This window comes from Gordonia sp. NPDC003376 (genome assembly GCF_053589235.1).
This window is the reverse complement of sequence record NZ_JBSFRM010000002.1, coordinates 80913-93403: the sequence shown is the minus strand read 5'-3', so window position 1 is coordinate 93403 and position 12491 is coordinate 80913. Positions and strand designations below refer to the sequence as shown.

The window sequence follows — 12491 nt, the reverse complement described above, 5'->3', positions numbered from 1 at the left end:
GCGGTCCGCCGAGGTGAGCGGTGAGATCAACGGGGACCAGGCGGCCGGTGGCGACGACTGGGAGTTCGAGTACCGGTCGCGGCGGCTGGCGATGATCGGCGGGGTCGCCGCGGTGGTGGTGCTGGTCATCCACATCACCTTCGGGGCCTTGCTGACCATCTCCAACACCGGCCCGGACAACATCGGTTTCGTCGACCAGGCCGCGATCATCCTCATCGGCGTGGTGATCGCCTCCGCGGTGATGCTGCTGGCCCGGCCGCGGCTGCGCGTGGGACCCCAGGGTGTCGCGGTCCGCAACCTCGCCACCGAGCGGATCTTCGGCTGGGACCAGGTGCTCGGCCTGGACTATCCGGAGAAGGGGTTCGGTGGGCAGCTCGCACTGCCCGGCGACGAGCACGTACCGGTGCTGGCGATCCAGGCCGGTGACGGCGAGAAGGCCGTCGGGGCGATGGAACGCTTCCGGGCGATCGAGGCACGCCACCGGACCCACTGACATCCCCCGGTGCGCCGTGCGACCCCGTCACCGGGGCCGGAGCGTGGGCCGGAACGCCGGCGGAATGATCGTCGGTGTGGGTGACTAGCCTGGAAGCGTGGCCGACCCGAGTACCTACCGTCCCGCCCCCGGGACGATCCCCACCGATCCGGGGGTGTACAAGTTCCGCGATCAGCACGCCCGGGTCATCTACGTCGGCAAGGCCAAGAACCTGCGGTCCAGGCTGACGTCGTACTTCGCCGACATCGCGTCGCTGCATCCGCGCACCCGCCAGATGGTCACCACCGCCGCATCGGTCGAGTGGACGGTGGTGGGCACCGAGGTCGAGGCACTCCAGCTCGAGTACAACTGGATCAAGGAGTTCGACCCGCGGTTCAACGTCCGGTACCGCGACGACAAGTCCTATCCGATGCTCGCGGTGACGATCGACGACGAGTACCCGCGTCTGTTCGTCTACCGCGGTCCGCGACGTCGCGGCGTCCGCTACTTCGGCCCGTACTCGCATGCCTGGGCGATCCGGGAGACCGTCGACCTGCTGACCCGGGTGTTCCCTGCCCGGACCTGCTCGGCGGGCGTGTTCAAGCGGCACGGGCAGATCGGCCGGCCGTGTCTGCTCGGCTACATCGAGAAGTGTTCCGCGCCGTGTATCGGGCGGGTGTCGGCGGCAGAGCACCGCGAGATCGTCGACGACTTCTGCGACTTCCTGGCCGGCCGTACCGACCAGATGACCCGTCGCCTCGAGCGTGAGATGACAGCTGCGGCTCAAGAACTCGACTTCGAGCGGGCGGCGCGGCTCCGGGACGACCTCTCGGCGATGCGGCGGGCGATGGAGAAACAGGCGGTGGTGCTCGGCGACGGCACCGATGCCGACATCATCGCGATGGCCGGTGACGATCTCGAGGTGTCGGTGCAGATCTTCCACGTCCGCGACGGCCGGGTGCGCGGTGAGCGCGGCTGGGTGGTGGAGAAGTCCGAGGACCATTCGCTCGGCGAGCAGGTGGGGCAGTTCCTCACCCAGTTCTACGGCGCGGAGGTCGATCTGGACGCCACCGTGCGGATCGGCACCGATCGCGCCCGCGGTGAGTCGGTGCCCCGAGAGGTCCTGGTGCCGGCGCTGCCGGACGACGCCGACGAGCTCACCGATTTCCTCAGCGACCTGCGGGGTAGCCGGGTCAGCCTCCGCGTGCCGCAGCGTGGCGACAAGAAGGCGCTGTTCGAGACGGTCGAACGCAACGCGTCGGAGGCCCTGGCGCGGCACAAGCTGCGCCGCGCGGGTGATCTGACGACGCGGTCGGCGGCGCTGACCGAACTGCAGGACGGGCTCGGACTCGACCAGGCACCGCTGCGCATCGAGTGCGTCGACATCTCGCATGTGCAGGGCACCGACGTGGTGGCGTCGCTGGTGGTGTTCGAGGACGGCCTGCCGCGCAAGTCCGACTACCGGCACTACTCGATCCGGGAGGCCGCCGGCGACGGACACTCCGACGACGTCGCATCCATCGCCGAGGTCACCCGGCGTCGGTTCCTGCGTCACCGCGCCGATCAGGAGGCCGGGGTGTCGGGAGCGGTGGTCGACCCGGACACCAACCGGCCCAAGCGATTCGCCTACCCGCCCAACCTGTATGTGGTGGACGGCGGTGCACCCCAGGTGCATGCGGCGGCCGCGGTCCTCGACGAACTCGGTGTGACCGATGTCGCGGTGATCGGACTGGCCAAGCGGTTGGAGGAGATCTGGGTTCCCGGCGACGACGAGCCGGTGATCCTCCCGCGGTCGAGCGAGGCGCTGTTCCTGCTGCAACGGGTGCGTGACGAGGCCCACCGGTTCGCGATCACCTTTCACCGGTCCAAGCGCAGCAAGCGGATGACCGAGTCGGTGCTCGACGGGGTGCCCGGCCTCGGCCGCGCCCGTCGCACCGCGCTGGTCACCCATTTCGGGTCGGTCGCGCGCCTGCGGCAGGCGACTGTGGCCGAGATCGCCGAGGTGCCCGGGATCGGCGTCGGCACCGCTCGCACGGTGCACGAGGCGCTGGTGCGGGAGGATCGTCCCGGGGACGACGACACGGCCCCGGGCGCTGACGGGTCCACGGGCGATGACGAGACCCCGACCCCGACCCCGACCCCGACCCCGACCCCGACCGACGATCGCACCCCGACCGCCGATCGACCCGAGACCGGCGAGTCCGTACCGGCGGGACCAACCGTCCCGGTGGGCTCCACACAGGAGGGCAGCGCATGACGACGAGCAGTACCGAGACCGGCGGGGGTACACCCGCCGACCGGGACCGGGAGGTCGACGATCTCGACGACCTCGTCGTGCTGTTCGTGGCAGGCCTGTCGGGTGCCGGACGCTCCACCGTCGCCAACGTCCTCGAGGACGACGGGTGGTACGTCGCCGACAACGTGCCGTCGGCGCTGATCTCGACGATGGTCGACACCATCCGGGAGAACGACCCGCCGATCCTGAGGCTGGCGATGGTGCTGCGTGCCTCCGACGCCTCGCTCGGCGGCGAATTGGCCACGCTGCGAGCCGGTCTCGAGGCCACCGGCACCCGCACCCGGCTGCTGTTCTTGGATGCCAGCGACCAGGTGCTGGTGCGGCGGTTCGAGCAGGTCCGCCGGCGGCACCCGCTGCAGGGCAACGGCACCCTGGTGGAGGGCATCGCCCGCGAACGGGTGATCCTCGCCCCGCTCAAGGACACCGCCGACCTCGTCGTCGAGACCTCCACCCTGACCGTCGCGAAACTGCGTGAGGTGGTGGAGGATTCGTATCCGCATGATGCGAGCTCGCCGCTCAGCGTCGCGGTGCAGTCATTCGGCTTCAAGTACGGTCTGCCGATCGACTCCGACCTCGTCGCCGACGTCCGGTTCCTGCCCAACCCCTACTGGGTGACCGACCTGCGCGAACTCAACGGGCGGGACGCACCGGTGCGCGAGTACGTGCTGGGTCAGGACGATGCCGAGGACTTCCTCGCCCTCTACACCCGGCTCGTGGCTGTGGTGGGCAAGGGATATCTGCGAGAAGGCAAGCGCTACATGACGATCAGCATCGGCTGTACCGGCGGAAAACACCGCAGCGTGGCGATCGCCGAGGAGCTCTCGCGTCGGCTCCGCCGGGCCGCCGACGACGCCGGCGCCACCCGCTACGACGTGCGGGTCAGCCACCGAGATCTGGGGCGCGAATGACCATGCGGATCGCCGCGCTCGGCGGCGGCCACGGTCTGTACGCGACGCTGACCGCGATGCGATATCTGAGCCCGGAGGTGACCGCGGTGGTGACCGTCGCCGACGACGGCGGGTCGTCGGGCCGGTTGCGGGCCGAGCTGGGGGTGATCCCGCCGGGCGATCTGCGGATGGCATTCGCCGCCCTCATGTGTGCACCGGCGGCCCTCGTCGACGTCGAGAAGCGGTCGGGACCCGATGCCGTGCGCCGGCACGAGCTGTGGGGGGAGACCTTCCAGCACCGGTTCGGCGGTTATGGCGCGCTCGCCGGACATCCGGTCGGCAATCTGTTGCTGTCGGGGCTCGGTGAGGTGCTCGGCGATCCGATCGCGGCCCTCGACGAGTTGATGAGGGTTTTCGACGTCGACGGCCGGGTGCTGCCGATGTCGACGGTGCCGCTGCAGATCGAGGCCGACGTGTCCGGACTGGAGTCCGATCCGCGGATCTCACGGGTGATCCGGGGCCAGGTCGCGGTGGCCACCACCCCCGGCAAGGTGCGCCGCGTCCGGCTGATGCCACCCGACCCGCCGGCCGCCCCACCTGCGCTCGCAGCGATCGAGCAGGCGGATCTGGTGGTGATCGGGCCGGGCTCGTGGTTCTCCAGTGTGATCCCGCACGTTCTGGTCCCCGGGCAGCTGGAGGCATTGCGCCGCAGCGACTCCCGTAAGATCTTGTTCGTCAACCTGGCACCGGAGCCCGGGGAGACCCCGGGATTCTCGGTGGAGCGGCACCTGCACGTGCTGCACGCCCATGCCGATCGACTCCGTATCGACCACGTCGTGGTGGACGAGGCATCGGTCCCGGCGGGACGCGAACGCGAACATCTCGAACGCGCGGCAGGTCTGTTCGGTGCCACGCTCGATGTCGGTGATGTGGCGGTGCCCGGGCGGCACGTCCACGATCCGGTGAAGGTGGCCGCTCTGGTGAACCAACTGTGCGACCGTGAATTGAACCGTTAGGCTGTCCCGACGTGTTGCGGACGGCGACACGTTGTGAAGGGACGAATCCCGGTGACGATCGGAGGTCAGGGACCGGTGGCGATGACCGCTGCGGTGAAGGATGAACTGAGTCGACTCACCGTGACGCAGGTGAGCGCCCGAAAAGCGGAGGTCTCGGCCCTGCTGCGCTTCGCCGGGGGACTGCACATCGTCGGCGGCCGGGTGGTGGTGGAGGCCGAGGTGGACCTCGGCAACGTCGCCCGCAGGCTGCGCCGGGAGATCCACGACCTGTTCGGGTACAACTCCGATGTCCACGTGCTCCGGGGTGGCGGACTGCGCAAGTCCGCCCGCTACATCGTGCGGGTCACCCGTGACGGTGAGGGACTGGCCCGCCAGACCGGCCTGCTCGACATGCGTGGCCGCCCGGTGCGCGGGCTGCCCGCCCAGGTGGTCGGTGGCAGCGTCGCCGACGCCGAGGCCGCCTGGCGCGGGGCGTTCCTCGCGCACGGGTCACTTACCGAGCCCGGCCGCTCATCGGCGCTCGAGGTCAGTTGTCCCGGACCGGAATCGGCGCTCGCCCTGGTCGGCGCGGCCCGTCGGCTGGGGGTGTCGGCCAAGGCACGCGAGGTGCGTGGCGCCGACCGTGTGGTGATCCGCGACGGCGAGGCAATCGGTGCCCTGCTGACCCGGATGGGCGCGCACGACACCCGCCTGGTGTGGGAGGAACGGCGGATGCGTCGTGAGGTCCGGGCCACCGCCAATCGCCTCGCCAACTTCGACGACGCCAACCTGCGTCGCTCCGCCCGCGCCGCGGTGTCGGCGGCCGCTCGCGTCGAGCGTGCCCTGCAGATCCTCGGCGACGACGTCCCCGATCACCTCGCCGCTGCCGGCGCGCTGCGCATCACCCACCGGCAGGCCTCGCTCGAGGAGCTGGGCCAACTCGCCGACCCCCCGATGACCAAGGACGCCGTCGCGGGCCGGATCCGCCGGTTGCTGTCGATGGCCGACAAGAAGGCCCGCACAGAGGGCATCCCGGACACCGAGTCCGCGGTCACCAACGACCTGCTCGACGAGGCCTAGCCGCGTCCGGGCAGGTGACCGCCGGGTGTGCGGCCCGCGAACTCGGACCCGTCAGGGTGCCCCGGATGGGGCGTCCTACTAGGCTGTGGGGCGAGCCGGTCTGCCACGAGTCGATCGGCGCAGGAGAAGCGGCGTGGCCAGATGGCCGGTAGCCGAGACAACCGCTAAGGAGCACACCAGTGACTGTTCGGGTAGGCGTCAACGGATTCGGCCGTATCGGCCGCAACTTCTTCCGTGCCGTCGAAGCGCAGAAGGCTTTGGGCACCACCGACATCGAGATCGTCGCGGTCAACGATCTCACCGACAACGCCTCGCTGGCGCACCTGCTGAAGTTCGACTCGATCCTGGGTCGTCTCGACAAGGACGTGAGCCTCGAGGGCGAAGACACCATCGTCGTCGGCGAGCAGAAGATCAAGGCCCTCGAGGTCAAGGAGGGCCCGGCGGCGATTCCGTGGGGCGATCTGGGCGTCGACGTCGTCGTCGAGTCGACCGGTATCTTCACCGCGCGTGCCAAGGCGCAGGGCCACCTGGACGCGGGCGCCAAGAAGGTCATCATCTCCGCTCCGGCGAGCGATGAGGACATCACCATCGTCATGGGCGTCAACGACGACAAGTACGACGGCAGCCAGAACATCATCTCCAACGCCTCCTGCACCACCAACTGCCTCGGCCCGTTCGCCAAGGTCCTCAACGACGAGTTCGGCATCGTCAAGGGCCTGATGACCACCGTCCACGCCTACACCCAGGACCAGAACCTGCAGGACGGCCCGCACAAGGACCTGCGCCGCGCCCGCGCCGCCGCGATCAACATCGTCCCCACCTCCACCGGTGCCGCCAAGGCCATCGGCCTGGTGCTCCCGGAGCTGAAGGGCAAGCTCGACGGCTACGCCCTGCGAGTGCCGATCCCCACCGGCTCGGTCACCGACCTGACCGCGGAGCTGTCCAAGGAGACCACCGCCGACGAGGTCAACGCCGCGATGAAGGCTGCCGCCGAGGGGCCGCTGAAGGGAATCCTCAAGTACTACGATGCACCGATCGTCTCCAGCGACATCGTCACCGACCCGCACAGCTCGCTGTTCGACTCCGGCCTGACCAAGGTCCTCGGCAACCAGGTCAAGGCCGTCTCCTGGTACGACAACGAATGGGGCTACTCCAACCGCCTGGTCGACCTCATCGGCCTGGTCGGCAAGTCTCTCTGAACCACCCACTGACCACAACGTACGGAGCCACGCTGCAATGGGTGTACCCACTCTGAAAGACCTTCTGGACGAAGGCGTTTCGGGTCGCGGAGTGCTGGTCCGGTCGGATTTCAACGTCCCCCTCGACGGGTCGACGATCACCGACCCGGGCCGGATCCTCGCCTCCCTCCCGACGCTCAACGCGCTGATCGACGGCGGTGCCAAGGTGATCATCACCGCACACCTGGGCCGGCCGAAGGGCGAACCCGACCCGAAGTTCTCGCTGGCCCCGGTCGCCGAGCGACTCGGGCAAGAACTGGGCCGCAACGTCCAGCTCGCCGGTGACGTCGTCGGAACCGATGCGCTCGCCCGCGCCGAGGGCCTGACCGACGGTGACGTGCTGCTGCTGGAGAACATCCGGTTCGACCCGCGGGAGACGTCCAAGGACGAGTCCGAGCGGGCCGCGCTGGCCGCAGCCCTCGTCGAGCTCGTCGGTGAGGACGGGGCCTTCGTCTCGGACGGCTTCGGGGTGGTGCACCGCAAGCAGGCATCGGTGTACGACGTCGCCAAACTGCTCCCGCACTTCGCCGGCGAGCTGGTCGCCGCCGAGGTGGACGTGCTGTCGAAGCTGACCACCGAGCCGCAGCGTCCGTACGCGGTGGTGCTGGGCGGTTCCAAGGTGTCGGACAAGCTCGGCGTGATCGAGGCGTTGGCCCCCAAGGTCGACACCCTCGTGATCGGTGGCGGCATGGCCTTCACCTTCCTGGCCGCCCAGGGGCACGGTGTCGGGTCGTCGCTGCTGCAGGAAGACCAGATCGAGGTGTGCAAGGGTCTGCTCGAGCGCTTCGGTGATGTCATCCACCTGCCGCACGACGTGGTCGTCGCCGACCGCTTTGCCGCCGATGCGGAGGCGAAAACCGTTGCCGCCGACGAGATCCCGGATGGATGGATGGGTCTGGACGTGGGTCCGGAGTCGGTCAAGCGCTTCGCCGCGCTGCTGACCGGCGCCAAGACCATCTTCTGGAACGGTCCCTCCGGCGTGTTCGAGTTCGCGAAGTTCTCGGCCGGCACGAAGGGTGTCGCCGAGGCCATCGCGCAGGCCACCTCGTCGGGCGCGTTCACCGTTGTCGGTGGCGGCGACTCCGCGGCCGCGGTGCGGACCCTGGGTCTGCCGGACTCCGACTTCTCGCACATCTCCACCGGAGGCGGTGCGTCGCTGGAGTACCTGGAGGGCAAGGAACTTCCCGGTCTCAAGGTTCTGGAGAGCTGAACGATGTCCTCATCACGTAAGCCGCTCATCGCCGGCAACTGGAAGATGAACCTCAACCATCTCGAGGCCATCGCCCTGGTGCAGAAGCTCGCCTTCGCACTGCCGGCGAAGTACTTCGAGAAGGTCGATGTGACGGTGATCCCGCCGTTCACCGACATCCGCAGTGTGCAGACCGTCGTCGACGGCGACAAGCTGCTGCTCACCTACGGTGCGCAGGATCTGTCGGCGCACGACTCGGGTGCCTACACCGGTGAGATCAGCGGCGCGTTCCTGGCCAAGCTGGGCTGCACCTTCGTCGTCGTCGGGCACTCGGAGCGCCGCACCCTGCACGCCGAGACCGACGAGGTGGTGCTGGCCAAGACCAAGTCCGCACTACGACACGAGATCACCCCGATCGTGTGCATCGGTGAGGGCCTCGAGATCCGCGAGTCCGGCGAGCACGTGGCGTACAACGTCGCACAGCTCAAGGGCTCACTGGCCGGTCTCACCGCCGAGGAGATCGGCAAGGTCGTCATCGCCTACGAGCCGGTCTGGGCGATCGGCACGGGCCGGGTGGCCAGTGCCGCCGACGCCCAGGAGGTGTGCGCCGCCGTGCGCACCGCACTGGCCGAGATCGCCGACGAGGCGACCGCGGCATCGGTGCGCATCCTGTACGGGGGATCGGTGAACTCCAAGAACGTCGGCGACATCGTCGGCCAGACCGACGTCGACGGTGCACTCGTCGGCGGCGCGTCGCTCAAGTCGGACGAGTTCGCCACGCTGTCGGCGATCGCCGCCGGCGGGCCCCTGCCCTGATCGGCGACCCCCTACGCGTACACTGGGCGGGTCGGTTCGTCACCTTCTGACGAACCGGCCCGCCCTGGTGCGCGCGGGGACCACACCCTGCGCCTCCGCCCCCGACCGGACAGGACCTGCGACTCGTGCTCGAAACCGTGCTCGACATCGGACTCATCGTCACCAGCGTGCTGTTGGTGATCCTGATCCTGCTGCATCGCGGCAAGGGCGGCGGCCTGTCGTCGCTGTTCGGTGGCGGCGTGCAGTCGAGCCTGTCGGGCTCGAGTGTCGTCGAGCGCAACCTCGATCGGCTGACCGTCTTCGTCGGCCTGGTGTGGTTCATCTTCATCATCGGGATCGGCGTCGACATCAAGCTGTCCGCCTGATCCTGCCCTGACACCGCTCCCTCGCCCCCGGCGCCGGCCTCGAGCCCGCCGGGGCGAGGTGTGTCCGTGGCTGTAACACCCACTGCCCCGGCCACGCACCGTCCCGACCGAGCGGGTCCGGGTCCCCGCAGCGCTTGCCTCCGGACCGGTCCCCATCACGATTCTGAGATGCCACATCACCGGGTTGGCGCAATACTGAACGCCATGACCTCATCCGTCCCATCCCACGGTGCCCCGGACTGGCGTCCATCCATCTCGATCGTCGAGCACGTCGTCGTCGACGACGAGGGACGAGCCCTCACCGAACCGTTGCGTGAGGACATCCGCCTGCTCGGCGGCATCCTCGGCGACGTGGTCCGTGAACACTCGGGTGTCGAGATCTTCGACCTGGTGGAGAACGCGCGGATCGCGGCTTTCCGGATCCGGCGCGCGGAGATCGACCGGGACGAGTTGGCGGACCTGTTCACCGACCTGGACATCGGCGTCGCACTGCCGATCATCCGCGCGTTCAGCAACTTCGCCTTGCTCGCGAACCTCGCCGAGGACATCCACCGAGAACGCCGCCGTAGCCTGCATGTGCGCGCCGGCGACCTGCCGCAGGACAGCAGCCTCGCCGCCACCTACGCCAAACTCGCCGCCGCGGGTCTGTCCGATGACCAGGTCGGCCGTGCGCTCGCCGACGCGACCGTGGTGCCGGTGATCACCGCACATCCCACCGAGACCCGCCGTCGCACGGTGTTCGAGGCACAGAACCGGATCACCGAGCTGATGCGTTTCCGCGGGCGCACCGAACTCACGCCGGACGAAGATGCCGAGGTGGTCGAGGGCATCCGCCGGCAGATCCTCACGCTGTGGCAGACCGCCCTGATCCGCCTGGAACGATTGACCATTCAGGACGAGGTGCGGTCCGGGCTTCGCTACTACGACGCCTCCTTCTTCGACGTCGTCCCCACCATCAACACCAAGGTCCGCGCCGCACTCCGCGAGGCCTACCCCGATGCCGGCCTGGCCGACGACCCGATGATCCGGATGGGATCGTGGATCGGCGGCGACCGCGACGGCAACCCGTTCGTCACCGATGAGGTGGTGACCCTGGCCACTTCGCTGGCCGCGCAGACGGCGATCGCCCACCACCTGTCGGAGCTGCGGTTGCTCACGCAGGAACTCAGTATGTCGGCGCGCCTGATCGACACCGATGCCACCATACTGGAGCTGGCGGGATCGAGTGCCGACGATCCGGCGGCCGACGAACCGTTCCGGCTTGCGTTGCGTCACATCCGTTCCCGACTCGGGGCGACCGCCGCCGACATGTTCGGCACAGAGTTCCTCGCATCCCTCGACCAGGTCGTCTTCGACGGCACCCGGGCCTATGCGACCGCCGACGAGTTGCTTGCCGATCTCGATGTGGTCGACGCGGCGTTGCGCGACAACCGCGACGACAGCATCGCCGACGACCGACTCGCGCGTCTGCGAGAAGCCGTGCGCACCTTCGGATTCAACTTGTCCGGGCTGGACATGCGGCAGAACTCCGACATGCACGAGGAGGTGATCGCCGAACTGCTCGCATGGGCCGGGGTACATCCGGACTACCTGTCCCTCGACGAGGACGCCCGCGTGCAGGTGCTGTCGGCGGAGCTCACCTCGCGTCGTCCGCTCGTGCGGCCGGATGCGGAGCTGTCGGAGTTGGCGACCAAGGAACTCAACATCGTGCGGGCCGCCGCCGCGGCGGTGGCGACCTTCGGCCCGCAGGCCGTGCCGAACTACATCATCTCGATGTGCACGTCGGTCAGTGACATGCTCGAGCCGATGATCCTGCTCAAGGAGGCGGGACTGATCGACGTCGACGCCGAGACCGGTAAGACGGTGTCGACGGTGCGCATCGTCCCGCTGTTCGAGACGATCGAGGATCTCCAGCAGGGTGCCGAAACCCTGCTTGCAGCACTGGATCTGCCGTTCTATCGCGACATGGTCGCGGGACAGGCAGACATGCAGGAAGTGATGCTCGGCTACTCCGACTCCAACAAGGACGGCGGCTACATGGCCGCCAACTGGGCGCTCTACCGCGGTGAGCTGGACCTAGTCGAGGCCGCCGAGAAGGCCGGAATCCGGTTGCGGCTCTTCCACGGTCGCGGAGGTACCGTCGGCCGCGGCGGCGGCCCCAGCTACGACGCGATCCTGGCGCAGCCGCCCGGTGCGGTGCAGGGATCGCTGCGTATCACCGAGCAGGGCGAGATCATCGCCGCGAAGTACGCCGAGCCGGTGATCGCCGAACGCAACCTGGAGACCCTGCTCGCCGCGACCATCGAGTCGTCGCTGCTCGACGTCGAGGGGCTGGGGGAGGAGTCGGAGGACGCCTACGCGAACATGGACGAGATCGCGGCGCTGGCCCGCGCGGCGTATTCGGCGCTGGTGCACGAGACCCCGGGTTTCGTCGAGTACTTCACGACGTCCACCCCGTTGTCGGAGATCGGTGCGCTCAACATCGGCAGCCGTCCCGCGTCACGCAAGCAGACCGAGAAGATCTCGGATCTGCGCGCCATCCCGTGGGTGCTGTCGTGGACGCAGTCGCGGGTGATGCTGCCCGGGTGGTACGGCACCGGTGCGGCCTTCGAGCAGTGGGTGGGCGACAGCGACGAGCGCCTGGCCACGCTGCAGCGCTACTACGAGAAGTGGCCGTTCTTCCGCACCGTCATGTCCAACATGGCGCAGGTCCTGGCGAAGTCCGACATGGGGCTGGCCCACCGTTACGCGCAGTTGGTCCCGGACGAGACGCTGCGCGACACCGTCTTCGGCATGATCGTCGACGAGCACGAGCGCACCATCGCGATGTACTCGAAGATCACCGGTACCGACGATCTACTCGCTGACAACGCCGCCCTGAAGCGATCCGTCTACAACCGGTTCCCGTACCTGGAACCGTTGAACCTGCTCCAGGTGGAGTTGTTGCGTCGCTTCCGCGCCGGCGACGATGAATCACGCGTCCGTCGCGGTATCCAGCTGACGATGAACGGTCTTGCGACCGCGCTGCGCAACAGCGGGTAGCGGATCAACCATCAAGGGGGGATGGCGTTTTCGGTGGTTGAGCCGATGAGGAGCGTAGCGACGAGGCGTGTGCGTTCGGTGGTTGAGCCGATGAGGAGCGTAGCGACGAGG

General features: G+C 68.5%; 10 protein-coding genes. All 10 read left to right on the top strand.

The features are described from left to right. Positions 1 to 91 precede the first annotated feature (91 nt). Positions 92 to 493 (top strand): PH domain-containing protein, encoded by a 402-nt coding sequence (locus ACWDUA_RS02660; protein ID WP_449749699.1) that lies wholly within the window; start codon positions 92 to 94, stop codon positions 491 to 493. A 97-nt stretch (positions 494 to 590) separates the two neighbouring features. Beyond that, positions 591 to 2729 (top strand): excinuclease ABC subunit UvrC, encoded by a 2139-nt coding sequence (gene uvrC, locus ACWDUA_RS02655; RefSeq protein WP_449749459.1) that lies wholly within the window; start codon positions 591 to 593, stop codon positions 2727 to 2729. Beyond that, complete coding sequence (gene rapZ / locus ACWDUA_RS02650) at positions 2726 to 3676, top strand: RNase adapter RapZ (protein ID WP_449749458.1); 951 nt, start codon at positions 2726 to 2728, stop codon at positions 3674 to 3676. Before uvrC ends, rapZ begins: the two co-directional genes overlap by 4 nt. Then, a complete protein-coding gene (locus ACWDUA_RS02645; protein WP_449749457.1) occupies positions 3673 to 4671 on the top strand; it encodes a gluconeogenesis factor YvcK family protein in 999 nt (332 codons plus the stop codon). The genes rapZ and ACWDUA_RS02645 overlap by 4 nt, the downstream gene beginning before the upstream one ends. Positions 4672 to 4752: 81 nt before the next feature. Beyond that, complete coding sequence (gene whiA / locus ACWDUA_RS02640; RefSeq protein WP_449749698.1) at positions 4753 to 5730, top strand: DNA-binding protein WhiA; 978 nt, start codon at positions 4753 to 4755, stop codon at positions 5728 to 5730. Between the two features lie 179 nt (positions 5731 to 5909). After that, entirely contained in the window at positions 5910 to 6929 is a 1020-nt protein-coding gene (gene gap / locus ACWDUA_RS02635) for a type I glyceraldehyde-3-phosphate dehydrogenase (RefSeq protein WP_449749456.1), read from the top strand. A 37-nt stretch (positions 6930 to 6966) separates the two neighbouring features. Next, entirely contained in the window at positions 6967 to 8178 is a 1212-nt protein-coding gene (locus ACWDUA_RS02630) for a phosphoglycerate kinase (RefSeq protein WP_449749455.1), read from the top strand. A 3-nt stretch (positions 8179 to 8181) separates the two neighbouring features. Further along, positions 8182 to 8973 (top strand): triose-phosphate isomerase, encoded by a 792-nt coding sequence (tpiA, locus tag ACWDUA_RS02625; RefSeq protein WP_449749454.1) that lies wholly within the window; start codon positions 8182 to 8184, stop codon positions 8971 to 8973. 125 nt (positions 8974 to 9098) lie between these two features. Beyond that, positions 9099 to 9338 carry a preprotein translocase subunit SecG gene (secG, locus tag ACWDUA_RS02620; RefSeq protein WP_449749453.1) on the top strand — a complete coding sequence of 80 codons (240 nt, stop codon included), beginning with the start codon at positions 9099 to 9101 and terminating at the stop codon, positions 9336 to 9338. A 204-nt stretch (positions 9339 to 9542) separates the two neighbouring features. Continuing rightward, the gene (gene ppc / locus ACWDUA_RS02615; RefSeq protein WP_449749452.1) at positions 9543 to 12380 is read left to right on the top strand and encodes a phosphoenolpyruvate carboxylase; all 2838 of its coding nucleotides are present in this window, start codon (positions 9543 to 9545) and stop codon (positions 12378 to 12380) included. Positions 12381 to 12491: the final 111 nt, after the last annotated feature.

What these genes read in the sequence shown, in the direction of transcription:
- ACWDUA_RS02660 (WP_449749699.1), top strand. Translation starts at nt 92, where the DNA reads ATGATCGGCGGGGTCGCCGCGGTGGTGGTGCTGGTCATCCACATCACC.
- rapZ (WP_449749458.1), top strand. Translation starts at nt 2,726, where the DNA reads ATGACGACGAGCAGTACCGAGACCGGCGGGGGTACACCCGCCGACCGG.
- ACWDUA_RS02645 (WP_449749457.1), top strand. Translation starts at nt 3,673, where the DNA reads ATGACCATGCGGATCGCCGCGCTCGGCGGCGGCCACGGTCTGTACGCG.
- whiA (WP_449749698.1), top strand. Translation starts at nt 4,753, where the DNA reads ATGACCGCTGCGGTGAAGGATGAACTGAGTCGACTCACCGTGACGCAG.
- ACWDUA_RS02630 (WP_449749455.1), top strand. Translation starts at nt 6,967, where the DNA reads ATGGGTGTACCCACTCTGAAAGACCTTCTGGACGAAGGCGTTTCGGGT.
- tpiA (WP_449749454.1), top strand. Translation starts at nt 8,182, where the DNA reads ATGTCCTCATCACGTAAGCCGCTCATCGCCGGCAACTGGAAGATGAAC.
- ppc (WP_449749452.1), top strand. Translation starts at nt 9,543, where the DNA reads ATGACCTCATCCGTCCCATCCCACGGTGCCCCGGACTGGCGTCCATCC.